At 35.5% G+C, this 24,252-nt stretch carries 24 protein-coding genes and 1 tRNA gene; 12 read left to right on the top strand and 13 right to left on the bottom strand.

From position 1 onward, the window contains the following. Positions 1-7: 7 nt before the first annotated feature. The 12 genes from mtaB to CINF_RS04310 all read left to right on the top strand — a co-directional run bounded on the left by mtaB (position 8) and on the right by CINF_RS04310 (position 14,122). Positions 8-1,255 carry a tRNA (N(6)-L-threonylcarbamoyladenosine(37)-C(2))-methylthiotransferase MtaB gene (mtaB, locus tag CINF_RS04365; protein WP_178696517.1) on the top strand — a complete coding sequence of 416 codons (1,248 nt, stop codon included), beginning with the start codon at positions 8-10 and terminating at the stop codon, positions 1,253-1,255. Next, complete coding sequence (locus tag CINF_RS04360; RefSeq protein ID WP_240156165.1) at positions 1,218-2,876, top strand: ATP-dependent metallopeptidase FtsH/Yme1/Tma family protein; 1,659 nt, start codon at positions 1,218-1,220, stop codon at positions 2,874-2,876. Before mtaB ends, CINF_RS04360 begins: the two co-directional genes overlap by 38 nt. Positions 2,877-3,014: 138 nt before the next feature. Then, entirely contained in the window at positions 3,015-5,105 is a 2,091-nt protein-coding gene (locus tag CINF_RS04355) for an RNA degradosome polyphosphate kinase (protein ID WP_179975878.1), read from the top strand. A gap of 13 nt (positions 5,106-5,118) precedes the next feature. Beyond that, positions 5,119-5,970, top strand: a complete 852-nt coding sequence (gene glyQ / locus CINF_RS04350) for a glycine--tRNA ligase subunit alpha (protein ID WP_178696543.1) — start codon at positions 5,119-5,121, stop codon at positions 5,968-5,970. Between the two features lie 69 nt (positions 5,971-6,039). Then, positions 6,040-6,777: a Nif3-like dinuclear metal center hexameric protein gene (locus tag CINF_RS04345; RefSeq protein WP_179975877.1), complete on the top strand. Its 738-nt coding sequence runs from the start codon at positions 6,040-6,042 to the stop codon at positions 6,775-6,777. 9 nt (positions 6,778-6,786) lie between these two features. Continuing rightward, a complete protein-coding gene (locus tag CINF_RS04340; protein WP_179975876.1) occupies positions 6,787-7,608 on the top strand; it encodes a zinc ribbon domain-containing protein in 822 nt (273 codons plus the stop codon). Beyond that, a complete protein-coding gene (gene waaA / locus CINF_RS04335) occupies positions 7,598-8,770 on the top strand; it encodes a lipid IV(A) 3-deoxy-D-manno-octulosonic acid transferase (RefSeq protein ID WP_240156164.1) in 1,173 nt (390 codons plus the stop codon). The genes CINF_RS04340 and waaA overlap by 11 nt, the downstream gene beginning before the upstream one ends. 8 nt (positions 8,771-8,778) lie before the next feature. Next, positions 8,779-9,564 (top strand): RluA family pseudouridine synthase, encoded by a 786-nt coding sequence (locus tag CINF_RS04330; RefSeq protein WP_179975875.1) that lies wholly within the window; start codon positions 8,779-8,781, stop codon positions 9,562-9,564. A 157-nt stretch (positions 9,565-9,721) separates the two neighbouring features. After that, positions 9,722-9,808: transfer RNA gene (locus CINF_RS04325), tRNA-Leu, on the top strand. A 456-nt stretch (positions 9,809-10,264) separates the two neighbouring features. Next, the gene (locus CINF_RS04320) at positions 10,265-11,272 is read left to right on the top strand and encodes an oxidoreductase (RefSeq protein WP_178696512.1); all 1,008 of its coding nucleotides are present in this window, start codon (positions 10,265-10,267) and stop codon (positions 11,270-11,272) included. Next, positions 11,272-13,479 (top strand): endonuclease MutS2, encoded by a 2,208-nt coding sequence (locus tag CINF_RS04315; RefSeq protein WP_179975874.1) that lies wholly within the window; start codon positions 11,272-11,274, stop codon positions 13,477-13,479. Before CINF_RS04320 ends, CINF_RS04315 begins: the two co-directional genes overlap by 1 nt. Positions 13,480-13,633: 154 nt before the next feature. Further along, on the top strand, positions 13,634-14,122 hold the full coding sequence (locus CINF_RS04310) for a flavodoxin domain-containing protein (RefSeq protein ID WP_178696510.1): 489 nt from the start codon (positions 13,634-13,636) through the stop codon (positions 14,120-14,122). Positions 14,123-14,301: 179 nt separating this feature from the next. Here CINF_RS04310 and CINF_RS04305 read toward each other — a convergent pair whose 3' ends face one another. The 13 genes from CINF_RS04305 to CINF_RS04245 all read right to left on the bottom strand — a co-directional run bounded on the left by CINF_RS04305 (position 14,302) and on the right by CINF_RS04245 (position 24,124). Continuing rightward, positions 14,302-15,474, bottom strand: a complete 1,173-nt coding sequence (locus CINF_RS04305; protein WP_179975873.1) for a hypothetical protein — start codon at positions 15,472-15,474, stop codon at positions 14,302-14,304. A gap of 9 nt (positions 15,475-15,483) precedes the next feature. After that, the gene (gene queA, locus CINF_RS04300) at positions 15,484-16,503 is read right to left on the bottom strand and encodes a tRNA preQ1(34) S-adenosylmethionine ribosyltransferase-isomerase QueA (protein ID WP_179975872.1); all 1,020 of its coding nucleotides are present in this window, start codon (positions 16,501-16,503) and stop codon (positions 15,484-15,486) included. Then, on the bottom strand, positions 16,496-17,230 hold the full coding sequence (gene tatC / locus CINF_RS04295; RefSeq protein ID WP_179975871.1) for a twin-arginine translocase subunit TatC: 735 nt from the start codon (positions 17,228-17,230) through the stop codon (positions 16,496-16,498). Before tatC ends, queA begins: the two co-directional genes overlap by 8 nt. Continuing rightward, positions 17,223-17,720 carry a Sec-independent protein translocase protein TatB gene (gene tatB / locus CINF_RS09135; RefSeq protein ID WP_179975870.1) on the bottom strand — a complete coding sequence of 166 codons (498 nt, stop codon included), beginning with the start codon at positions 17,718-17,720 and terminating at the stop codon, positions 17,223-17,225. Before tatB ends, tatC begins: the two co-directional genes overlap by 8 nt. A gap of 44 nt (positions 17,721-17,764) precedes the next feature. Further along, the gene (gene hemW / locus CINF_RS04285; protein WP_179975869.1) at positions 17,765-18,799 is read right to left on the bottom strand and encodes a radical SAM family heme chaperone HemW; all 1,035 of its coding nucleotides are present in this window, start codon (positions 18,797-18,799) and stop codon (positions 17,765-17,767) included. A 52-nt stretch (positions 18,800-18,851) separates the two neighbouring features. After that, complete coding sequence (gene mqnE / locus CINF_RS04280) at positions 18,852-19,943, bottom strand: aminofutalosine synthase MqnE (protein ID WP_179975868.1); 1,092 nt, start codon at positions 19,941-19,943, stop codon at positions 18,852-18,854. 210 nt (positions 19,944-20,153) lie between these two features. Beyond that, positions 20,154-20,510 carry a 50S ribosomal protein L19 gene (gene rplS / locus CINF_RS04275; protein ID WP_178696503.1) on the bottom strand — a complete coding sequence of 119 codons (357 nt, stop codon included), beginning with the start codon at positions 20,508-20,510 and terminating at the stop codon, positions 20,154-20,156. After that, complete coding sequence (gene trmD / locus CINF_RS04270; RefSeq protein WP_179975867.1) at positions 20,507-21,205, bottom strand: tRNA (guanosine(37)-N1)-methyltransferase TrmD; 699 nt, start codon at positions 21,203-21,205, stop codon at positions 20,507-20,509. The genes rplS and trmD overlap by 4 nt, the downstream gene beginning before the upstream one ends. Next, positions 21,202-21,762 (bottom strand): ribosome maturation factor RimM, encoded by a 561-nt coding sequence (gene rimM / locus CINF_RS04265; protein ID WP_179975866.1) that lies wholly within the window; start codon positions 21,760-21,762, stop codon positions 21,202-21,204. Before rimM ends, trmD begins: the two co-directional genes overlap by 4 nt. Then, positions 21,755-22,000 (bottom strand): KH domain-containing protein, encoded by a 246-nt coding sequence (locus tag CINF_RS04260; RefSeq protein ID WP_179975865.1) that lies wholly within the window; start codon positions 21,998-22,000, stop codon positions 21,755-21,757. Before CINF_RS04260 ends, rimM begins: the two co-directional genes overlap by 8 nt. Then, complete coding sequence (gene rpsP / locus CINF_RS04255) at positions 21,997-22,224, bottom strand: 30S ribosomal protein S16 (protein ID WP_178696499.1); 228 nt, start codon at positions 22,222-22,224, stop codon at positions 21,997-21,999. Before rpsP ends, CINF_RS04260 begins: the two co-directional genes overlap by 4 nt. A 123-nt stretch (positions 22,225-22,347) precedes the next feature. Then, positions 22,348-23,685 (bottom strand): signal recognition particle protein, encoded by a 1,338-nt coding sequence (locus tag CINF_RS04250; RefSeq protein WP_178696498.1) that lies wholly within the window; start codon positions 23,683-23,685, stop codon positions 22,348-22,350. A gap of 127 nt (positions 23,686-23,812) precedes the next feature. After that, positions 23,813-24,124: a thioredoxin family protein gene (locus CINF_RS04245; protein ID WP_179975864.1), complete on the bottom strand. Its 312-nt coding sequence runs from the start codon at positions 24,122-24,124 to the stop codon at positions 23,813-23,815. Positions 24,125-24,252: the final 128 nt, after the last annotated feature.

Below are 24,252 nucleotides of genomic sequence, written 5' to 3'. Positions count from 1 at the left end.
TTTATTTATGAAAATATTTATTAAAACTTTTGGATGTCGAACTAATATTTATGATAGCGAGCTACTTAAAAGCTATATCACAAAAGCTAATATTTTAGTAGATGATGAAAATAGTGCTGATATTATTGTGGTTAATTCTTGCACGGTTACAAATGGCGCTGATAGCGATGTAAGAAACTACATAAACCGCTTAAATGCCTTAAATAAAAAGGTGATTTTAACAGGTTGTGGGGCAAGCTCGCAAGGGGCAAAATTATTAAATCACAATAAAATTTCAGGCGTATTTGGAGCTAGTTATAAGCATAAAATAAATGATTTTTTAAAAAATGAAAAATTTTTTGAACTTGGAGAGTTAGATTATAAAGAAAATGAAATAATAAAAGGCTTTGAGCGACATTCAAAGGGTTTTATTAAAATTCAAGAAGGCTGTGATTTTTCTTGCTCATATTGCATAATTCCAAGCGTAAGAGGCAAGGCAAGAAGCTTAGATGAACGCTTAATCTTAAACCAAGCACAAATTTTAATCCAAAATGGTTTTAGCGAGCTTGTGCTAACAGGCACAAATATCGGCAGTTACGGCAAAGATAATAATTCAAGCCTAGCAAAATTACTTAAAAAAATAAGCACTATAAATGGATTAAAAAGAGTACGCCTTGGCTCACTTGAACCTAGCCAAATAGATAAAGAATTTAAAGAAATTTTAAACGAAAGCTGGTTGGAGCGGCATTTACACATAGCCTTACAACACACAAGCCAAACAATGCTAAGCTTAATGCGCCGCGCAAATAAAGCCTGGCGCGATAAAGAATTATTTTATGAATTAAGTGAGCTTGGCTTTGCTTTGGGCACAGATTATATTGTGGCTCATCCTGGTGAGAGTGATGAGATTTTTGACGAAGCTGTGAGTAATTTTAAAAAATTGCCTATTACGCATTTACACGGCTTTATTTTTAGCCCGCGCGAAGGCACAAGATCAGCCCTAATGCTAGAAAATAGCCCTAAAATTAATGGAAAAATCGCAAAAGAAAGGTTGAAAATTTTAAAAAATATTAGTGATTTAAATAATTTTAAGTTTAGAAGCAAAAAGCCAAAATTACAAGTATTATGTGAAAAGCTAGATAATGATGGCTATTACAGCGGTTTTGATCAATTCTATAATAAAATTAAAATCAAATCAAATCAAAATTTAAGTAAAAAATGGGTGGAGATAAGTGAATATGAAGTCGAATTTTCAAACAATGTGGCAAAGCTCTAATATCAATAAAAAATACATAATCATAGCTTTAATATTAATCCTTTGTGCTATGCTTATAAGCGTGGCTATTCGCTCTATGCCCCAAAATATAAGCCTAAAAGAATACGAAACTTTTTTACAAAAAGGACAAATCAGCAAGGCTGAGCTTGATAATGAGCGCATAATAATTAGAGCCGATGGCAAAAATTATTTTTTGCTTAGTGCTAGTGTGGATATAAAAGAGCTTGCAAGAGCCGTGCCTATTGGCATTAAAAGCGATTTTGGCACGGATTTAGTGCTTTTGGGGTTAATTTGCGGGCTTGTTGTGGGTTTTGTAATTTATAAAGGACGCAAAAAAGAAAAATTAAAAACAAGCGCTGAGCTAAATGCTATGGTACTTGGCTCTGAGATAACGCCTACAATATCTAATGTGGCTTTTGATGATGTTGCTGGGATTGATGATGTAAAATTTGAGCTTATGGAGATAGTTGATTTTTTAAAAAATCCGCGAAAATATAAGGATTTTGGCGTGAAATTGCCTCGTGGAGTGTTGATGATTGGCCCGCCAGGCGTTGGCAAAACGCTAGTGGCAAAAGCAGTTGCAGGCGAGGCAAATGTGCCATTTTTTTATCAAAGCGGGGCAAGTTTTGTCCAAATTTATGTAGGTATGGGCGCAAAAAGAGTGCGCGAGCTGTTTTCTAAGGCAAAAACCTATGCCCCTAGCATAATTTTTATAGATGAAATTGACGCTGTTGGCAAGGCAAGAGGCGGCGGACGCAATGATGAACGAGAGGCTACGCTCAATCAGCTTTTAACCGAAATGGACGGCTTTAATGATAATAGTGGCGTGATTGTAATCGCGGCTACAAATAAAATAGAAATGATAGATGAGGCACTTTTACGCTCAGGGCGTTTTGATAGGCGCATTTATCTAGCTTTGCCAGATTTACAAGATAGAATTGCGATCTTACACACTTATTTAGATAAAAAAAGCCATAATGCCGATATAAACGCTATTGCTAGGCATACAACCGGATTTAGCGGAGCAGCTTTGGCCACGCTAGTAAATGAAGCAGCTATTAATGCTTTAAGAAATAAACAAAAACAAATCACAAATGATGATTTTAAGGCGGTTTTTTTAAAGGTTTTACACGGCAAGCGCAAAATTTACACCCTAAGTTCTAATGAAAAGCAAATCCAAGCACTTTATAAAGCCGCAAAGGCTTTGATAGCTGAGTGGTTTAGTGTGGAGTTTGATAAAATTAGCTTGCTTGAAGATAGATTTATTCAAAGTGATAGTTTTTTAGAGAGCAAAACTGCGCTAATGGCAAAGATTAAGGTTTATTTAGCTGGTATGGCGGCGATGAGAGTTTATCAAAATGAGTTTTATACAAATTGCGCCGCGGATTTAGCAATGGCTAGAGAATTAGCCCAAAACGCCGTTAGCACGTATGCGATGGGGCAAAATATCTTGCCAAGAGAGCAAGATATAGATGAAATTTTAACCACTTGCTTAAAAGAAAGCGAGGATTTGGTTAAAAATATTAAAGATCCGCTTTTTGCTTTGAGAGATTATTTAGTAGAAAATGAAAATGTAAGCAAGGCGCAAGTGGCGGAATTTTTAGCAAAAAGATATGAATGAAATTTTAAAATTTAAAGCAAAATACAAGGCAAATTTTATAAATTTTATTTTTTGAAATTTTAAATTCAGCTTTTTTTAAGCATTATCATTTTTATATTTTAGATATAATGTGAGTTTATTAAAATTTAAGGATAAGCTATGGCAAATGATGAAATTTACTTAAATAGAGAACTTTCGTGGCTTAGGTTTAATAGTCGTGTTTTAGCCCAGTGCGATAAAAATCTCCCCCCACTTGAAAAATTAAAATTTATCGCAATTTATAGCACAAATTTAGATGAGTTTTATATGATACGAGTAGCAGGGCTTAAAAGCTTATTTGCTGCTGGGGTTGTAGTAAGTGGTGATGATAAAATGACCCCGCTTGATCAACTGCGCGAAATTAGAAATTATATAAACGCCGAGCAAATAACGCTTAGCAAGCATTACAATGACGCTGTACTTGAGCTTAGCAAAGCAGGGCTGCATATTACAAATTATGAAGATTTGGATGCAAATATTAAAGCAAATGCTGATGAATATTTTATTAGTTATATTTGGCCTGTGATCGTGCCTATTGCGGTGGATTCTACGCATCCATTCCCGCATTTAAATAATTTAAGCTTTGGCATAGCTGTTAAGCTAGCAGATGCTGAGCATCCTGAGATAATAAAATTTGGTATGGTGCGAATTAGTCGTGTTTTGCCTAGATTTTATGCTTGTAATGATGGGGTTTATGTGCCGATTGAAAGCATAGTTAGAAATCATATTGAATCCATTTTTCCGGGTTATAAACTGCTATCAAGTTGTGCGTTTCGCGTTACGCGCAATGCTGATATGGTAATTGAAGAAGAAGAAGCAGATGATTTTATGCTTATTTTAGAGCAGGGGTTAAAATCACGCCGTAAAGGTGCTTTGGTGCGCTTGCAAATAGAAAAAAATAAAGATAAAGAATTATTAAATTTTCTAAACTCGCATATGAAAATTTTTTATAAAGATATTTATGAATGCGAAATACCACTAACGCTTGGTGCGCTCTGGCAAATCATTGGAGATAAGAATTTCTCACACCTTTTGCTCCCTCCATATACTCCAAAGACCTTACCCCCCTTTGACAGCAATGTAAGCATTTTTGATACTATCGCAAAGGGCGATGTGTTGTTATTTCATCCTTATGAAAGTTTTGATCCAGTAGAGCAGTTTATAAAAGAAGCAAGCAAAGACCCAAAAGTAGTTTCAATTCGTATGACTTTATACAGAGTGGAGAAAAACTCAAATATCATAAAGGCTTTAATCGATGCTGCAAATGATGGCAAGCAAGTAACGGCGATGGTAGAGCTTAAAGCAAGATTTGATGAAGAAAACAATCTCCACTGGGCAAAAGCCCTTGAAGATGCTGGCGCGCATGTGATTTATGGCATAGCTGGCTTTAAGGTGCACGCAAAGCTTAGCCAAGTAATTCGCACAGAAAATGGCAAATTACGCTTTTATTCGCATCTTGCCACTGGTAATTATAATGGTAGCACGGCTAAAATTTACACAGATATTAGTTATTTTACTTGTAAAGATGCTTTTGCGCGCGATACAACTAGCTTTTTTCACATTCTCTCAGGCTTTTCAAAGCACCGCAAGCTCGATGAACTTTCAATGTCGCCTATGCAAATTAAAGAGCGCATAATTGATAAAATTAGAGCTGAGGCTAAACATGGCAAAAATGGGCGCATAATAGCCAAATTAAATGCTTTGGTAGATAATGATATGATAAATGAATTAAGCAAGGCAAGTGCTGCTGGGGTGCAAATTGATTTAATTGTGCGTGGGATTTGTTGCTTGCGTGTGGGAGTGCCAAATAAAAGCGAAAATATCAGGGTTAGAAGCATTATAGGCAAGTATTTAGAGCATGCTAGAATTTTATATTTTGCGCATGCTAAGCCTAAATTTTATATTAGCTCGGCTGATTGGATGCCACGAAATTTAGAGCGCAGATTAGAGCTAATGACGCCAATTTATGATGAGAGTTTGCAAGAAAAACTAGGTGAAATTTTAAGAATGCAACTTATGGATAATGAATTAGCCTTTGAGCTAGGAAATAACGGCGAATACAAGCCAGTTAGTAAAACCAAAGAGCAAAAATCCACAAACAGCCAAGAATTTTTTGAGAATTATATGAATAGAATTTTTCGCACTATTAAAAAGGGCAGCGATCAAGATAAAGTGCAAATTATGGCGCAAAAATTACTTAAAGAAAGCTAAAAGGATATAAATGATTACATTTTCAAAGCTAATTTTAGAATTACAAAATTATTGGCATGAGCAAGGTTGCATTATTGTTCAGCCTTATGATATGCCAGCTGGTGCTGGCACTTATCATCAAGCTACATTTTTGCGCTCGCTTGGTAAAAAGCCGTGGAATGTCGCTTATGTAGCGCCTAGTCGCCGTCCAACTGATGGCAGATATGGCGATAATCCTAACCGCTTGGGCGCGTATTATCAATTTCAAGTGATAATGAAACCAAGCCCTGATAATATCCAAGAGCTATATTTACGCTCGCTTGAACGCTTAGGGCTTGATCTTAAAAAGCACGATATTCGTTTCGTTGAAGATAACTGGGAAAGCCCAACTCTTGGCGCGTGGGGGTTAGGCTGGGAGGTTTGGCTTGATGGTATGGAGGTTACGCAATTTACATATTTTCAGCAAGTAGGTGGAATAACTTGTGATTTAATTAGCGCAGAAATCACTTATGGCACCGAGCGTCTTTGTATGTATTTACAAGATAAAAATAATGTCTATGATATCATTTGGGATGATAATAACGGCAATATCGTAACTTATGGCGATGTGCATAAGCAAAGCGAATATGAGTTTAGTAAGTATAATTTTGAGCTAGCAGATGTGGATATGCTTTTTACTCAGTTTGAGAATGCCAAAAAAGAATGTAAGGCGGTTTTAGAGCATTGTTTAGCTTTGCCAGCGTATGATTATTGTATGCTCGCAGCGCATACTTTTAATGTTTTGGACGCAAGAGGCGCAATAAGCGCTACACAAAGGCAAGATTATATTTTACAAATTAGAGAATTAGCAAAGGGTTGCGCGCAAGCATATGCTAGCTTAAATTAAAATTTAAGGCTAAATTTTAATATTTTGGCTTTATAAATTTTAATTAAAATTAAAATTTGAAGGTAAATTTTGAAAATAAATCAAATATATACTATTTTAGATGATATTGCGCCTTTTATGGATTGTGAGCCATGGGATAATAGCGGGATTTTAATAAACCCAAATCAAAAGGCTAAACAAGAAATTGAGTTTGAAAATATAATTTTAGCCTTGGATGTGGATTTTGATTTGGCTAGAAAAGCTACGAAAAATTCGTTATTTATAGTTCATCATCCTTTGATTTTTAAAGGGCTTAAAAGTTTGGATTGTGCTAGTTATCCAAGCAATATAATTAGCGAGCTTTTACAGAAAAATTGCGCCTTAATTGCTATGCATACAAATTTTGATAAGCACATACTAAATGACTATGTTTTAAAAGAAGTGTTAAATATAAACGAATATGAAAAAAAAGAGTTTATTTGCACTTTTAGCATAAATCAAAATTTTGATGAGTTTGCGGATTTTGTTAAAAAAAGATTAGAAATTGAACATTTGCGAGTGGTTAAAAGTAGTGATTTTATTAAAAAGGTGGCATTTTGTACTGGTAGCGGGGCGGATTTGATAAACACTTTCAAAGCAGATTGTTTTTTAACGGGTGATTTAAAATACCACACGGCTTTTGAATGCTACGCAAATGGGCTTAGTTTAATTGATATCGAGCATTTTGCTAGCGAAAAATACTTTAACATTGCCTTAGAAAAAGCCTTGAAAAAACATAATATTTTTGCTACAATCGCAAATTCTCTAAATCCATTTACTTATAAATAAGGACAACAAATGAATGAAAATCTAAGGCAATTAGTAGAAATTTCAGCCATAGACAAGCAAATTGATGAGTATAATCCACAAATTCAAAAGATTAACGCCAAACTATTTGCCAAAAAAGATGAAATAGATAAGCTTGATAAGCAAATTGATGATTTTGAAGATGCTATTGTTAAAATCACTAATTTAATAAGTGATACAAACCGCCAAATAGCCGAGCATAACGAAAGAATCAAAAAAATCACAAGCCGTTCAGCAAGCCTAAAAAAAGAAAAAGAAATCAGTGCCGTCCAAAGCGAAGAAATTCTAACCAAAGAACAACTTGAAAGCCTAAATGAAGATATAACGCGCAATGAAACGCTAATTGCTACAAAACAAAGCGATTTAAAAACACTAAAAGAGCAAAAGCAAAACCTACAAACCCAGCTAAAAGAAATACAAAAAGAAGTAGAACTTAGCCTAAAAGAAATAGAAAATAATAAAGCCGATTTATACAAGGCAAAAGATGAAATATTAACAAATATCAATCAAAAAGTGCTTAGTTTTTATGAAAAAATCCGCAAATGGGCAAAAAATACAGCCGTTGTGCCTATGCGTAAGCAAGCGTGCTATGGCTGTTTTATGCATATAAATGATAAGGTTTTTGCTAGCGTTTTAAGAAGCGATGAAATAACGACCTGCCCGCATTGTGGGAGAATTTTATATAGTGAATTGCCAGTAAATGATGTAAGCGAGGCATTAGCTAAAAAACCAGCCAAAAAAACCACAGCTAAAAAATCAACTAGCAAAACCACCACCAAAAAAGCTAGCACAAAAGCAAAAGTTGAAAAATAACTTGCTATATAATGCTTTAAGCTTTGTTATTTGGGCGCTTTGTGCGCCTTTTTTATTTTTATTTTCTTTTAAACCAAAATTTCGTTGCGATGATAAAAATAGCCTAATGGCTCGCTTTTTTGGCTACAAAAACCCTCCATTAAAACCTTGTAAATATCATTTTCACGCTTGTAGTCTGGGCGAGGTGGCTAGTCTAGAAAAAATAGTAGAGTATTTTGAGCTAAATACCCCAAAAAGTGCCAAGCAAGTAACTTGTCAAATCACTACAATAACACCCACAGGATACAAAAAAGCGCGCTCATTTTGCCAAAATGTAAGCTTTTTGCCCTTTGAATGGATGCTTGGATTTAAGCTGAAAAAATGTGAAATTTTAGTGGTTTTTGAGGCTGAATTATGGCTAAATCTTTTTAAATACGCCAAAATACACGGCGCAAAAACAATTTTATTAAACGCTAGGATTAGCACTAATTCGTATAAGAATTATTTAAAATTTAGGTTTTATTATAAGGAATTATTTAATTTTGTAGATCTTGTGCTAGCTCAAAGTAGCGATGATGAAAAACGCCTAAAAAGCCTTGGCGCACGAAATACCAAAGTAATAGGCAATGTAAAATCAGCCGTGCTAGCAAAACCAAGCAAAAATTATGAAAAAACCAAAAAGCTAAATATTTGCATAGCAAGCAGCCACGAAAACGAAGAAGCGCAAATTTTAAAAGCACTAAATCTAGCCCAAAATGAAAGGCTTTTTATTGTCCCGCGCCATCCGCAAAGATTTAAAAAAGTTTGCGATTTGGCTAGCTTGTATGCTAAAAATCAAAATTTAAGCTTTGAAAAATTTAGCGATAATTTGGGGTTTAAAAGCGATGTGATAGTAATTGATGCTCTTGGCGAGCTGATAAATATTTACGCAATTAGCGATATAGTCGTGCTTTGTGGCTCGTTTGAAAAGGGCATTGGCGGGCATAATCCGCTTGAATGCGCGCAGTTTGAATGCGGGATAATTAGCGGTAAATATTATTTTAATCAACAAACGCTTTATAAAGAAGTTGATGGCATAATCATATCAACATACGGCGATATTGATAATTTCATACATCAAAATTTGCGCTCAAAAATCCTTCACAAATGTGATTTTAACGAGCTTATTCAAGAATTACAATAAGGATAAAAATGGAAAAAGCCTATAAATTATTAGCCTTACAAGAAAACATTTCAAACAAGCAAGCAAAAGAGCTAATCGATGCAGGATTAGTAAGCGCAAAGGGCGAAAAAATCGTCTTTGCAAGGGCGCAAATAAGCGAAAAAACAAATTTTAAAATTTTAAAAATTGCTAGCCCTAGCGTGATTTTTGAAGATGAAAATGTGCTAGCTATTAATAAGCCAGCTTTCTTAACAAGCGAAAAAATCGCCCAGCAATACGCTAATAAGCACGAAAATATCAGCCTTTTAAATAGGTTAGATAAAGATTCTAGCGGGGTGCTTTTGCTAGCTAAAAATGCGCTTTTTAAAGAGCGCGCCATAGCTGAATATAGGCAAAAAAAAGTGCAAAAAATTTATTTTGCCATTGTAAATGGTTTGTTTGTCGAGCCTTTAAGGATTGAACTGCCTCTTAGCACCACCAAAACAGCATCTGGGGCATTTAGCAAGGTTGATTTAAAAAATGGCAAAGAAGCCATCACGCTAGTTGAACCCTTTATGTGTGAGGGCAAAAAATCTTTGGTAAAAATCAGTATCCAAACAGGGCGCACGCACCAAATACGCGTGCATTTAGCCCATTTTGGCTTTGGGATTTTGGGCGAGGGCAAATATGCCAAATCAAAAGCCAAGCGCATTTATTTACACGCTTATCAAACAAAACTAGAAAATAGCGATGAGCCACCTTTTAGCTATGATTTTCGCGCAGCATTAAGTAAGGATTTTGGAGAGTTTTTTGACTTGCCAAAAGAGCTTTTGTGATGATTTTGGCTTGGGCTTTAATTAAAATTTATTATCAATAATGCTTTAAAATGCGCGCTAAAAACTGGGTTTAGATTTGCGTAAATAAATATTTAAGATAAAGACCAAATTTTAATAAGTAAATTTTAATAATTTTGTAGTATAATTACGCCCTTTTGCCTCGGTGGTGAAACTGGTAGACGCGCTAGACTCAAAATCTAGTATGGGCAACCATGTGTCGGTTCGAGTCCGACCCGGGGCACCACTGCTTAAATCCCCTATATATCGTTATTGCAAGGCTTTAAGATTTTTGTGTTGAAGCCACATTACAAGCCGTAAAGCTAGATAATTTTAAGAGTTTTTATAACAATACGGTCAATTATAAAAAGCATTAAAGGATTTAACCCGCCTTGCTCGTAGCAGTTTAACGCTATGGTGTTTATTTAGTTTTTAAAGAAAAAAGCAAGATATAGTTTTATTTATCCTTAAAATATCCATAAATTTTATAAATTAACCTTAACTAAACCAAAACTATGCTACACTCGGCGAATTTTTTGTAAATTTTAAAATTTTAAAATAGCGAAATTTATGGGATTTTGGCTTAGAATTAAAATTTCAGCATTAGCATAAAATGGAAATTTTAAAAAGTAAAATTAAAATTTTAATGCTAAAAATAAGCAAATTTTAAAACCAGCCAAAATTCAAGCAAAAAGGAGAAAGAATGCTTTTTAAATCATTAAAGCTTGGGGATTTATGCTTGCAAAATCGCATTGTAATGGCGCCAATGTGCACATTTAGCGCCAAAGATGGCAGGCCAAATGCCTTTCACCGCACGCATTATGCTGCGCGTGCGCTTGGAGGTGTTGGAATGGTTATCATCGAGGCTACAAGCGTAGCAAAAAACGCCTACATAATGCCTAGCGATTTAGCACTTTATGATGAAAAGCAAACTGACGCACACCGCAAGTTAGTAAAATCCATAAAAAGAGTATCAAAAAGCTTGGTGTGCGTGCAACTAGCTCACGCTGGCGCAAAAAGTAGCCATAAATCAAATGTAAGCCCAAGCGGTTTGGCCTTTTCAAACTCTTTGCCAAAACCAAAAGAGCTAAAACGAGATGAAATCCACGAGATTATTAAAAAATTTAAAAAAGCCACTGAAAATGCCAAAAAAGCAGGCTATGATATGGTTGAGATTCACGCAGCGCACGGGTTTTTGATAAATGAGTTTTTAAGCCCGCTAACTAATCAAAGAAATGATGAATTTGGTGGCTCAGCTGAGCGTAGGGCGCGATTTTTAGAGCTTATAATGGATGAAGTGGGCGAAATTTTGCCTTTTGGCGTGCGTTTGAGTTGTGATGAATGGCATGAAGGCGGCAATGGCATAAATGAAGCCATACAAATAGCTAAAATTTGCGAGCAAAAAGGCGCACTTTACATCCACGCAAGTGCTGGTGGAGTAATGCAAAACCCTAGCAATATGCCAGAAATTAAGCCTTTATATCAAGCCCAGTACGCAAAAGCCATTAAAGAAAATGTAAGCATTAGCGTAATTGCTGTGGGGCTAATAAACACTGCCACGCAAGGCGATGAATTATTAAATAATGGCTATTGCGATATGGTAGCTTATGGTAGAGAGCTTTTAAGAAATCCAAATTTTGCTTTTATGGCAGCAAAAGAGTTAAATAATGAAAATTTTATTTTAAAGCCTTATCTAGGCGCATTTAAATAATGCAAGATCTAATATCAACGCTTGATTTGGGCGAGTTTATAGCTAAATTTAATACTTTTTTGGCGCGCCCAAAACCGCTTTTTATCCAAGGCGATACAAACCAGCACTATGAAAAAATCCTAGAACTTAGCCAGGTAAATCTAAAAGCCCCACAAAGTGTCCATAACCTAGATGACGCGCTTATGCGCCTTAGCAAGTTTGGCACGCTGCATATTAGCGAGCTTTATGAGTTTAGCAAAATTATTGCTTATTTTAATTATTTAAAAACTCAAAATTTTGATCTTAAAATGCGAGCTTACCTTGATAAAATCATAATCCCAGAGCAAATTTTAGAGCTTGGAGAGCATTTTAGTGCTAAGGGCGAATTAAAAGCTAGCGTAGATGAGCGCATATGCGCGATAAATGAAGCATTTGCTCGCAAAAAAGCCCAAATAAACGAGCTTTTACGCCAGGTAATTAGCTCAAAATCCCTAGCACCTTATCTTGTAGATACGCAAATCCACTATATCAATGAAAGCGAGGCCTTGCTTGTGCGTGGCGGCTTTATGCACGCATTAAAAGGGCAGATTATTGCGCGCTCTGCTAGCGGGTTTTTTTATGTCGTGCCAAATAGCATTGAAGCCCTAAAAAACGAGCTTAGCGCCTTAATGGATAAAAAAGAAGAGCTGATTTTTGAATATTGTAAAAAGATGAGTAAAATTTTTAATCAAAACTTAGCCTTTTTAAAATTTATAAATAAGGCTTTTGATTATATAGACGCGCTTTTAGCTAGGGTGTTAATGGCAAAAAGTATGGATTTGAGTTTTGTTTTAGCCGATGGTAGCAAGGATATAATTTTAAGCGAGTTCGCCCATCCAGCTCTTAGCGAGCCAAAGCGCGTAAGCGTGGAGTTTGGCACTAAAATTTTAATAATCACAGGCGTAAATGCTGGCGGTAAATCTATGCTTTTAAAAAGCATTTTAACAGCGGCCTTTTGTGCTAAATATTTGTTGCCAATGGCAATCAACGCGCAAAAAAGCAAAATCGGCTCTTTTAAACAAATTGATGCAATAATAGAAGATCCACAAAGCGTAAAAGATGATATATCCACATTTGCTGGGCGCATGCAAGCTTTTAGTGCTTTATTTGGCAAAAAGGGCTTGATAATTGGCATTGATGAAATAGAGCTAGGCACCGATAGCGATGAGGCCGCTACGCTTTATAGCGTGATAATCTCAAAACTTTTAGCAAATGATATAAAAATGATAATTACCACGCACCATAAAACCCTAGCACTTTTGCTTTCAAAAAATGAAAATGTCGGTCTTTTAGCAGCCTTATACGATGAAAAAGCACAACGCCCAAAATACGAGTTTTTAGCCGGCATAATCGGTAAATCCTATGCTTTTGAGACAGCTTTAAGATATGGCATAGCTGCAAATATTATCGCACAAGCAAAGCAAGTTTATGGAGAAAATAAACAAAACCTAAACGATGCCATAACAAAAGCTATCAATTTAGAGCTAGAATTAAAGCAAAAAATAGCCAAAAATGATGCTAAAAGTATTAAGCTTGATGAGTTAATTTTAAGCCTAAAAGATGAAAAAGAACGCCAAAATGAAGCATTCCAAGGCTTATTAAACAAATTAGAGCGAGAATATTATTTTGCCATAAATGAAGCCAAAAAAGCCGTAAAATTACAAGATGTAAAAGACGCCCAAAGAGCCATAAATAAAGCAAATGATTTAATCAAAGCCATTAATAAACCCCAAACCCAAGCACCACAGCCACTAAATCCTGGCGATAGCGTAAAATACGGCAAAATTAAGGCAAAATTATTAACCTTAAACAAAAACGAAGCCACAATTGACGCAAACGGCATAAAAATGCGCGTGCCACTAAATGCGCTCACAAAAGGCGGCATTAGCGCAGATACGCTCATCAAAAACGCTCCAAAAACACAAATAAGCGTGCAAAAACCACAAAATGCTAGCGTGATGCTTGATTTACACGGGCTAAGGGCTGATGAAGCCATAGAAAAACTTGATAGATTTATTTCAAATGCGCTTATTATGGGCTTTGATGAAGTTTTAATAAAGCACGGCATAGGCACAGGGCGTTTAGCTTATGTGGTTAAAGAGTTTTTAAAATCCCATCCTAGCGTAAAATCTTTTAGCGATGCAAGCCCGAATGAAGGCGGTTTTGGAGCAAAAATCGTAAAACTTTAAAATTTGCTTAAACTCTGCACGAATAATCGCAAAAGTTCTTAAATTTTAAAATTTTTAATCCAGCGCGCATTAAAAGTTTAATTTTTATTTGATTGTGGTTTTATTGTATTTTGCCTGCTACAATAGGCGCCCAAAATCAAAAAAGGGAGTAAAAATGTCAAAAATAGGCATAATTTTTGGTTCAAATAAAGGCGATGCAAGCAAGGTGGCTGAGTATCTAGCAAATAAAGTTCAAGCCGATGTAATAGACGCAAAAGAGCTAAAAAGCGAGTTTTTAAACGAGCATGAAAAGCTAATTTTCGTGGCTAGCACGCATAAGGTTGGCGAGCTTCAAAATGATTTTCAACAAAAGCTTGATTTGCTTAAAGAATGCGATTTTAGCGGTAAAACGCTAGCATTAGTGGGGCTTGGCGGCTTAGAAAAGCATAGTGGGGAGTTTTGCGATGGCTTGGTGGAGTTTTTGCCTTTAATTCGTGGCGCAAAGCTTGTGGGCGCATACGGCGAGTGCGATTATGATTATAAACGCTCACTTGCTTTCATAAATGGTAAGTTTGTAGGGCTTGTGCTTGATATTAATACAGATAAGGCCTGGCAAAACCGCACAGACAAATGGTTTGATGGCATAAAAGCAGAGTTTAATTAAACTTATTTTTAACATTAAAATCTTATTTTCGCGCCCGAAATTTTAGAATTTATAATTCAAAATTTTAAAATTGATTAATTAAAAATTTTAAGAGCAGGGCGCTTATTTTTTAACATTAAAATCTTATGTTCGCACCCATAATTTTAGAATTAATTTATTGAAATTTATTAAGTAAAATTTTAAAGCCAGCTTTGTTTTTTATTATTTTTATCTTGTAAAATTTCTAAAAAAACATCAGCGCAAAATGGCTCTTTAAGCAAGTAATAATCGCTTAATTTATTGTCTATTTCATCGTAATTTGCGCTGTTGCTTACTAAAATTAAAACGAAGTTTTTATTGCGTTTAGCGCGCATTAGTGCTTCTATTTCGTCCTTGCTAAAAGCCTTGGAGTTTTTGCTGTTTGTGTGAAAAAATTTAGTATTTATAATGACAAAATCTGGCTTAAAAATAGCGTTAAAGATGTGATTTTTAGAGGTGTTTGTACTCAAAAATGGCTGAGTATTTGCCCCAAAAGATCTAAGCAATAAAGCAAAATTGCCAAAAGCACTAATATCATCATCTAAAATCACGCAATTTTTGTTTATTAATGCTTGGTTTTGTTTTGGAGTTTTTAGCCCTAATTCGTATAAATCTTTATAAAAGCCAAAGGTGCTAAATTTTTCGTGTAATTCGCAAGTGATCTCATAGCCAAATTCCCCAGCAAAATTTTTGGCTTGGGTGAGATATTTTAGCTTTAAATCCTTTGCGTTGTTTGTAAGGACGCTATTTATTCTAAATTCTAAATCTTTTAGATTTTTATTTACTCGCACAAAAAAATGATAGTTTTGGATTTTGGTGCCGTTTTTGATTAGTTTGCCTTGCGAGTTTGGCTTTATGTTTATTGTTATTACGGCGTTTGTGGTATTTTCGAGCAAAAATTCTAGTAAAGAAAAAAGCGTTAAATTGATCTCTTGCGAGTTCATCAAAAAATACCGCCCTTGGTTTTGATTAAAGTGGAAAATCACTCTATTTGAGCCTTTTGCCGCTTTGATATGCAAGATATCAAAATAGCTTTCTAGGGTTTGAATAATATTTTGCTTTTTGCTTTTTTGTATTGAATAATGAAAATTTAGCTTAGCGATATATTTTTCATGCTTGATTTCTTTGATGTTTGTTGATGTTTGCATGGGCTTATTTAGCAGTATTTTAAACACAAAAATCAGCGAGGTTACTAAAAAAACCACAGCAAAAATATTTAAAATTAGTGTATTTTCATTATAATCCATATTTTTAAGCGATTTGTAAAACTCGCTTTGTATTTCATTTGCCATCAAACAAACAGCCGAATTTAGTAAAAAAAATAATTTTATCATCGTTGTCCTTTAAAGTATTAGCATCGCATCGCCGTAGCTGTAAAAGCGGTATTTTTGCTCTATTGCGATTTGATAGATTTTTTTGCATTCATCTAGGCCTGTAAGGCTTGCTACAAGCATAATTAGCGTAGATTTTGGCAAATGAAAATTTGTAAGCAAATAATCTAGCCTTTTTGGCGGATTTTGCGGGTGTAAAAATAAATCACAAAAGCCACTTTTTTGCTCTGTGCGCACAAAATATTCAATCGTCCTAGCTACTGTTGTGCCAACAGCTAGCAGCTTTTGTGGGCTTGTTATTAGATTGATTGCTTCATTTGAAAGCTCAAAAAACTCACTATGCATCTTGTGTTCTAAAATATTTTCGCACTCTACGCCCTTAAAGGTTCCAGCACCGACATGCAAGGTAATAAAAGCACTTTGAAATTTCGCCTGTAATTTATTTAAAATTTCAGGGCTAAAATGCAAGCTAGCAGTAGGTGCGGCCACCGCGCCTTGTGCCTTAGCAAAAATGCTTTGATACCATTTTTCGTCATTTTCATTATCTGGGCGTTTTATGTATGGTGGCAAGGGAACATGGCCGATTTTTTCAAGCAAAGCAAAAAGCTCGTTATTTTTTAAAATTTTATGATTTTGGCTAAATTTTACTGCCTTACTCCCATCGCTAAAAAGCTCACAAACGCAAGCGTCCAAACCATTTTGAAATTTTAAAATTTGTCCTTTTTTAACCTTGCCCTTTATATAAACGCTAAAAACTCCATCATTAAGAGGCTGATTTAAGAGTAATTCAATCTTGCCGCCGCTGTCTTTATGCCCGTAAATGCGCGCTTTAATCACCTTTGTATCATTTAAAATAATCGCACATTCTGGCAAAATATCGCATAAATCACTAAATTTTAAATGCCTAATCTCACCCGTGGCTCTATAATAAACCAGCATTTTCTCACTGCCTTTTGGCGAGGCTGGAGCGTTTGCTATAAGCTTGGCTGGCAAGTTATAATCATAGCTTTTAAGCTCTAAATCACTATTCATTTTCCATCTCGCTATCGTTTGTGGCTGGATTTACTAATTTGGCTATATAAATGCTAAGCGCGTAAAGCCCAACTAATGGGCATGCAAGCATAATTTGGCTTAATATATCAGGCGGGGTCATAATAGCAGCGAAAATAAAAATCCCAACCACAGCATAACGAAAATAAGCCCTCAAACTAGCATCGCTTACAAGACCGATTTTTGCTAAGAAAAATGTAATAACTGGCAATTCAAAACTAAGCCCAAAAGCAATAATCAACTTAGTAAAAAAGCCCACATATTCGCCTATGCTTGGCAAGGCCAAAAAGAGCTGCCCGCCAAAATTGATTAAAAAGCTAAGCCCTACTGGCAACACAAAATAATAACAAAAAGCAGCCCCAGCCCCAAACATCGCCGTAGCACTTAGCACAAAAGGGATGACATATTTTTTTTCATTATCATAAAGTCCTGGCGCTACAAAAAGCCAAAACTGCCAAAATATCACAGGCACAGCTAGCATAAGCCCCGCAAAAAACGACACTTTCATAGCCGTAAAAAATGGCTCGGTAACCTCTTTAAAAATAATATCGCTTTTTGCTGGTAATGAAATTTTTAATGGCTCAATCATAAAATCAAGTAAAATTTGCCAAAAACCAAAACAAATACCAAAAGCTACAATAAGCGCAACGCACGATATTATCAGGCGTTTTCTAAGCTCAATTAAATGCGGTTTTAAATCTTCAAACATTATTTGCCTTTTGGGCGGAGATTTCATTTGGCTTTTGGCTTAAAATTTCATTATTTATTGTATTTTGCTCGCTGGTGATTTTGGAATTTTGTGTATTATTTTGTGTATTTTCATCATCAAAATTTGCGTTATTTAGCGCGTCTTTGGCATTTTGTGAGCTTAGATTTGCATTAAAGCTTAAACTCTCATTTATATCGTCTTTTAAAGCGCTGGCTGTTTTTTTAAGCTCATCAAGCTCTTCAAAACTTAGCTTTTTTCGCACGCTTGAAGCGCTTTGTTCAAGGGAGTCTTTAAACTTTTTAGCATCGTCTTTTAGCTCAGCCATACGCACCTCTTGTTCAAAAGTGCCTTTTGCTGTGTTTATTGTTTGTTTAAAATATTTAAAAAATTTGGCTATTTTTACCATAGCTTGGGGCAGTTTATCAGGGCCTAAAACTATCACGGCCACCACCATAACTACGATTATTTCACTAAAACTCATACCAAACATAAATTATCCAGATAAAAAATTTTGCGATTGTAGCTGTTTTTTGCTTAAAATAAAAACCCCGCCAGCTCATCGGCTAATAAAAAATTATCATTATAAACGCGCGTTTCGTTTTGCCTTAATTTAGCGTTTTCTAATAAAATTTTAAGATTAGTTTTATTTTTTATAATATTTTTTTCTACGCCCAAAATACATCTAAGCCCCAAAAATACGCGCTCAAAATCTTTTTGCGCCTTGCTTAAAAGCTCGATATTTTTAAAATTTGGATTTTTAATATACGCATTTAATGAACGCGGAGCATTAAAACGCCTAAATCCAAGCGTGCCAACGCTAAACGCGCCCACGCCAATATAATCATCACCGCGCCAATATCCCAAATTATGCTTACAAATGCGCCCAAAATTGCTAATTTCATATTGCCTCAACCCAAGCCCGCAAAGCCCGCTAAATAAATACTTTGCTAGCCTTGTGCTATCTTTTTTGTATTCATTGTGGCCAAAAAATGGCGTGTTTTTTTCTAGGCTTAGAGCGTAGGCTGAAATGTGGCTTATTTGAAGCTTTTTTATGTTTTCTAATTCGCTTTTTAGCATTTTTTCATCATCAAGCTTGCTAGCATACATTAAATCTACATTTATATTAGTAAAACCAGCGATTTTGGCGTATTCTACGGCTTTGAAAGTATCTTTTGGGCTATGGTTTCGCCCTAAAAATTTTAATTTTTTTTCATTAAAACTTTGAGAGCCGATGCTAATGCGATTTAGCCCAAATGCGCGCATATTTTCTAGCCATTTTAGATTTAATGAGTTTGGGTTTGCCTCGCTCGTTAGCTCTGCGTTTTTGCTTAAAAAGGGAGCTAAAAGCATAAAAATCGGCTCATAAAATTTAGCATTTACCACGCTTGGCGTCCCACCGCCTATAAAAACACTTTTAATTTTTTGTGCGTTTAGGTTTTGGAGCTGGGTTTTTAAATCAAGCTCTAAGGCTTTAAAATATTGCTTTATTAAATCCAAGCTAGTAACCGAGCCAAAGGCGCAATACGGGCATTTGCTAGCACAAAATGGTATGTGGATATAAACGCGCATCTGTAATCTTAAATTTTAAAATTTTAATTTAAATATTACGAAATTTTAGAATTTAGCATAAGTTATAAACTTTTAGCTCATTATACAAACTATCGCGCTCAACTGGCAAGAAAGAGCTAGTTTGTATCATCTCTATAAAATCATTTTTGGCTTGTCCGTGCTTGCTATTTGCTCCGGCCGCGCTTTGTATGCTTTCATTTTCTATCGTGCCGTCCATATCGTCTGCGCCAAAATCTTGCGCTACCATTGCTAGATTCATCGTAGAAGTAGCCCAGTAAGCCTTGATATGGGCGATATTATCAAGCAAAATGCGTGAAATAGCAATTGTGCTAAGAATCTCAGCCGAGCCTAAAAAAGCTATGTTTTTTAAATAATTATTATCGCGTTGATAAACAAGCGGGATAAAAGCATTGAAATATCCGCCATTTGCGCGCGCTAAGCTCTCATCTTGTAAGGCTCTTAGGCGCAAGATATGATCAATTCTCATCGCCTTGCTTTCAATATGTCCAAAAAGCATAGTAGCGTTGCTTTGCCTGCCACGAGCGTGCCACAAAGAATGGATTTTAAGCCAATTTTCGCTACTAACCTTACTAGCGCAAATCTCATCTCGCGTGCTTTCATCAAAGATCTCAGCGCCGCCGCCTGGCATACTATCTACGCCGTTTTCTATCATTTCATCTAAAATATTTTCATAGCTTAATTTAAACTTTCTAGCCATAAAATCCACCTCAGCAGCCGTCATTGCTTTTAGATGAATGTGTGGGAATTCTTTTTTGATTTGCTTAAAAATTTTAAATGTTTCATTTGGTTTTATAAAGGGATTGTGCGCACTGACGATGTGAAGCTCTTTTATACCGCGATTTATCGCATCGCGCGCAATGCTCATTATTTCATCAAAACTCATAGTGTAGGCGTTTTCGTTTTTGCGGTGAGCTGAAAAAGCACAAAATTTACAAGTATCAGCGCATAAATTGCTAGGATTTATATGGCGATTTACATTGAAAAACACCTTTTTGCCGTGCTTTTTTATTCTAATTTTATTTGCTATTTGCCCTAAGCTAAATAAATCCAAATCCCAAAGTTTTACGCCCTCATCGTAATTTAAACGCTCATTGTTTTGTAGTTTTAGTAAAAGTTCTTGCATTTTTCTAACCAAATTTTAAATTAAAGGCGAGATTGTAGGCAAAATTGCCTTAAAAAGTGTATAAATTAAAATTTGTAATTTATTTTGGCATTTTTAGCAACAAGGCTAAATTCTAATAAATTAGATTGAGATTTTAAAATTTGAGCGTGGATTTTATGTGAAATTAAAATTTTAAAAAATATCGTGGTTTTAAGCCACGATATGAAAGAATTATTTTTTAAGCTCTTTAATACGCGCTGCTTTACCACGGCGTTCGCGTAAATAAAATAATTTTGCACGGCGGACGCGCCCTTTGCGAAGCACTACGATTTCTTCGATATTTTGTCCATAAAGTGGGAAAATTCTCTCTACACCTACGCCATTTGCGCCTATTTTGCGAACTATGAAAGTTTCACCTGTGCCAGTGCCGCGGCGAGCTATGCAAATACCTTCAAAATTTTGTAAGCGAGATTTATCGCCTTCTTTAATGCGAAGTGCTATGCGCAAAGTATCGCCAGAGCGAAAACTAGGGATATTTTTGCCAGCTATTTGAGCACCTTCAAAAGCCTCGATGTATTTATTTCTCATTTTGTGTCCTTATCTTTGGCATTTTGGGAGATTTTTGCGTATAAATCAGGGCGAAAAAACTGCGTCTTACAAAGTGCCATTTTAAATTTTAAAGTGCGGATTTTATCGTGGTTACCCTTTAAATAAGCTGAAATTACGCTAGAATTTTCATAAACATTTGGCTTAGTAAAGCTTGGCGCCTCTAATACATCATTTTCAAAACTTTCTACTTCAAGCGAAGCAGCGTTGCCTAAGACGCCATCAATTTGCCTTGCGATAGCATCGCTTAAACAAAGCGCGCCAAGCTCGCCACCACTTAAAACAAAATCCCCCACGCAAAAAACTTCATTTACCGCAAGCTCAATAACCCTTTCATCTATGCCTTCATAGCGTCCGCATATAAAGATTAGATGATCTTTTTTGGCTAGCCTTTTGGCATCGTTTGAATTAAACTTTTTGCCAGCTGGACTAAGGGATATGATGTGTCCTGGTTTTATGCTTTGTAATGCCGTTATTATGGGACTAGCGCGCATTAAAAGCCCTGGCGTGCCACCTGCCATATAATCATCTACTTTTTTGTGTTTATCAGTGCTAAAATCGCGTGGATTTACGCATTCAATGCTGAATTTGCCAGCCTTTAAAGCACGCGCCATAATTGAATCGCTAAAATAGGGCGTTATTAGATTAGGAAAAAGCGTTAAAAAGGTAAATTTCATGAATTTTGTAAAATTTCAAGGCTGTTTTTAGCTGTGATTTGTTTATTTTTTATATCTATTTTGATAATAAAATGATCATTATATGGTATGTAAAATTCTTTTGCCAAGCCTTGATTTATCAAGCTTTCATCAGTTTTTAATAAAAACAAAAACCCAGCACCTGTTTGCATTATATCATCTACAATGCCTAAAATTTGAGAGTCTTGGCTAAGCGCGCAGCCTAAAATATCAAAGTAAAAAAACTCGCCATTTTTTAGTTTGCAGTGCTTTCTGGTATCATCTAGGGAGCGTTTTAGTGTAATATTTACTAAATTAGCAGCAAGTTCTTTGCTTTCATAGCCTTCAAAGATTACTAAATTAGTTTTACTATCAAAGCTTTTTATGCAAAGTTCTTTTAAAGAGGCATCATCAGTTTTGCTAAAAGCTCCATCAAAACAAGCTAAAAAGCAAGCACCTTTTTTAAACTGCTCTTTAAAATCGCTTAGATTGTGCAGTTTTAGCGCACCTTTTAGCCCAACCACACGCCCAAGCTTAGCTACGCTTAAAAGCTCATTCATCTATGGCTTTTACTGTGATTTTATAGTTTGTAGGCTCTTTGGCTTTATAGCCAGAAATAACGGTTTTAAGGGCATTTATCATCTTGCCGTCTTTGCCTATTAGCCTACCAGTGTCGCATTTATCTGTGCGCACGATAATTTCATCAAAATTTTCGCTCACATTTACGCGACTTACGCTTACTAATTCAGGCTTTGATGATATTAGTTTGGCGTATTCTTCTACAAATTTTTCTATCATTTTGTTATACGAGCTACACGGTCGCTTAGTTTTGCGCCTACACTTTTCCAGTAATCTAATCTATTTGCATCAAATTTTACAACCTCAGGTTCAACCATAGGATTATAATATCCTATGCTTTCAATCCAGCCACTATCGCGGCGTTTGCGACTATCTGTTACTACTATGCGATAAAATGGGCTTTTTTTGCGTCCCATGCGAGTTAATCTTACTACTGTTGCCATATTTTCTCCTTGTTTTTAAGTAGTTAGCTAAACTAACAAAATTAGCTTAGATAAATACTAAAATTTAAGGATTAAAATTTTAAGCTAAACTTAAAATTTGCTCTAAATTTTAATAACGCAAGATTATTTAGGCAATCTTGCTTGATTCATCATACTCATTAAATTTTGCATGCCACCTTTGCTTGTAAATTTTTTAGCGATTTTGGCTGCATTTTCAAACTGCTTTAAAAAGCGATTTACTTGCATTTGCTCTAAGCCAGCACCCAAGGCGATTCGGCGTTTTCTGGTATTATTTAATAAGCTTGGATTTTCGCGCTCTTTTGGTGTCATTGAGGCTATCATCGCGCGGATATATTTTATATCGTTATTGTTTTCTAAATCCACATCTTTGATTTTAGATGCCATAGCTTGCATGCCTGGGATCATACCTAAGACATTTTGGATATTGCCTAATTTTTTCACACTTTCAAGCTGATTTAAAAAATCATTAAAGTTAAAATCGCCTTTTTTGAGTTTTTTGGCTACTTCTTTGGCGGTTTTATTATCAATCACAGCGGCGGCTTTTTCAGCCAAAGTAGCCAAATCTCCCTCGCCCATAATGCGCCCAACAATGCGATCAGGCACAAACTGCTCGATATCGGCTATTTTTTCTCCCATACCTATAAAGCGAAGCGCCACACCTACTTGCTTAGCTATACCAAAAGCAATTCCGCCTTTTGTATCAGCGTCAAATTTTGTCAAAATTACGCCTGTTAAACCTAGCGTTTCATTAAAACTAATCGCCGTTTTAACGCCATCTTGCCCACTCATCGCATCTGCTATATAAAATATCTCGCTAGGATTTATAGCGGCTTTTATATCTTTTAATTCATTCATTAAATCATTATCTATTGCTAAGCGACCAGCACTATCTATTAAAAGCACATCATAAAATTCGCTACTTGCCTTAGCTAGCGCAGCTTTTGCTACATTTATTGCTTTATTTTCACCATCAATGCTGAAAAAATCTAGCTCATTTGCTTGGCATAATTGCTCTAATTGCGTAACGGCCGCTAGTCTTTGTAAGTCGCAAGCTGCAACTAGCACCTTTTTGCCACGCGTTTTTAGATAATTTGCCAATTTAGCCGTGCTTGTCGTTTTACCGCCACCTTGTAAGCCACACATTAGCACCACCGTTGGAGGCTTAGGTGAGAAAATAAAAGCTGAGCTTGAATTTGGTGCGTTTAAAATAGAGATTAGATTTTTTTTAATGCTGTCTAAAAATTGCTTTTGGCCGATTTGACCGGCTTTCATATCAGCTTCTACCGCGCTTAGGATTTCTTTTACTACCTTATGATAAACATCAGCTTTTAATAAAGCCTTTTTTAGCGTTTCAAGCGCGTTTTTTAGGGCTTTTTCATCATCAATAAATTTTAATTTATTAACAGCTGATTTTAGCGATTCACCGATAAACTCAAACAATATTTAACCTTAATTTTAGAATAAAAGGCGCAATTCTAGCCCTTTTATGCTTTAAAAATGTTTAAAATTTATAAAATTTATTTTGAAATTTTGTGTGCGATTTTTTTAACAAAACCGCACGAAAGGATCATAAAAGCACGCTTGCGGCACTTTTGATTTTTTCATAATTATTTGGCTCTACTAAACGCTCGCCAACTTCTTTGCCGTCTTTATAAAAAATAATAGTAGGAATTCGGCGGATATTTAATTTATCTTTTAGGCTTTCTTCTGTGTCAAAATTTACGCCATAAAAGTTGATTTTATCGCCAATTTCTCCGGCTAGTTTTTCAAGCAAGGGTTTAGCTACGGCACAATCTTTACACCAAGGCGCGCCAAAAGCTACCAAGCTGGCTCCATTAGCAATTTTTGCATCAAAATTACTTACATTTAAATGCTCCATTTTTTCTCCTTTTGATTTAAGTGGCGAAATTGTAGCATAAGCGCTAGCTTATAAAAGCAACAAAATCACAAATTTTAATAAATTTTCTAATTATTTGGAATTTTGGCTTATAATGGCGAGATTTTTCA

This window comes from Candidatus Campylobacter infans (assembly GCF_013416015.1).
GTDB classification, from domain to species: Bacteria; Campylobacterota; Campylobacteria; order Campylobacterales; family Campylobacteraceae; genus Campylobacter; species Campylobacter infans.
This window is presented reverse-complemented; position numbering and strand designations above follow the sequence as displayed.

Coding starts and splice junctions, on each gene's coding strand:
- mtaB (WP_178696517.1), top strand. CDS start 8: ATGAAAATATTTATTAAAACTTTTGGATGTCGAACTAATATTTATGAT.
- CINF_RS04360 (WP_240156165.1), top strand. CDS start 1,218: ATGAAGTCGAATTTTCAAACAATGTGGCAAAGCTCTAATATCAATAAA.
- CINF_RS04355 (WP_179975878.1), top strand. CDS start 3,015: ATGGCAAATGATGAAATTTACTTAAATAGAGAACTTTCGTGGCTTAGG.
- CINF_RS04340 (WP_179975876.1), top strand. CDS start 6,787: ATGAATGAAAATCTAAGGCAATTAGTAGAAATTTCAGCCATAGACAAG.
- CINF_RS04330 (WP_179975875.1), top strand. CDS start 8,779: ATGGAAAAAGCCTATAAATTATTAGCCTTACAAGAAAACATTTCAAAC.
- CINF_RS04320 (WP_178696512.1), top strand. CDS start 10,265: ATGCTTTTTAAATCATTAAAGCTTGGGGATTTATGCTTGCAAAATCGC.
- CINF_RS04315 (WP_179975874.1), top strand. CDS start 11,272: ATGCAAGATCTAATATCAACGCTTGATTTGGGCGAGTTTATAGCTAAA.
- CINF_RS04310 (WP_178696510.1), top strand. CDS start 13,634: ATGTCAAAAATAGGCATAATTTTTGGTTCAAATAAAGGCGATGCAAGC.
- CINF_RS04305 (WP_179975873.1), bottom strand. CDS start 15,474: ATGATAAAATTATTTTTTTTACTAAATTCGGCTGTTTGTTTGATGGCA.
- queA (WP_179975872.1), bottom strand. CDS start 16,503: ATGAATAGTGATTTAGAGCTTAAAAGCTATGATTATAACTTGCCAGCC.
- tatC (WP_179975871.1), bottom strand. CDS start 17,230: ATGTTTGAAGATTTAAAACCGCATTTAATTGAGCTTAGAAAACGCCTG.
- tatB (WP_179975870.1), bottom strand. CDS start 17,720: ATGTTTGGTATGAGTTTTAGTGAAATAATCGTAGTTATGGTGGTGGCC.
- hemW (WP_179975869.1), bottom strand. CDS start 18,799: ATGCGCGTTTATATCCACATACCATTTTGTGCTAGCAAATGCCCGTAT.
- mqnE (WP_179975868.1), bottom strand. CDS start 19,943: ATGCAAGAACTTTTACTAAAACTACAAAACAATGAGCGTTTAAATTAC.
- rplS (WP_178696503.1), bottom strand. CDS start 20,510: ATGAGAAATAAATACATCGAGGCTTTTGAAGGTGCTCAAATAGCTGGC.
- trmD (WP_179975867.1), bottom strand. CDS start 21,205: ATGAAATTTACCTTTTTAACGCTTTTTCCTAATCTAATAACGCCCTAT.
- rimM (WP_179975866.1), bottom strand. CDS start 21,762: ATGAATGAGCTTTTAAGCGTAGCTAAGCTTGGGCGTGTGGTTGGGCTA.
- CINF_RS04260 (WP_179975865.1), bottom strand. CDS start 22,000: ATGATAGAAAAATTTGTAGAAGAATACGCCAAACTAATATCATCAAAG.
- rpsP (WP_178696499.1), bottom strand. CDS start 22,224: ATGGCAACAGTAGTAAGATTAACTCGCATGGGACGCAAAAAAAGCCCA.
- CINF_RS04245 (WP_179975864.1), bottom strand. CDS start 24,124: ATGGAGCATTTAAATGTAAGTAATTTTGATGCAAAAATTGCTAATGGA.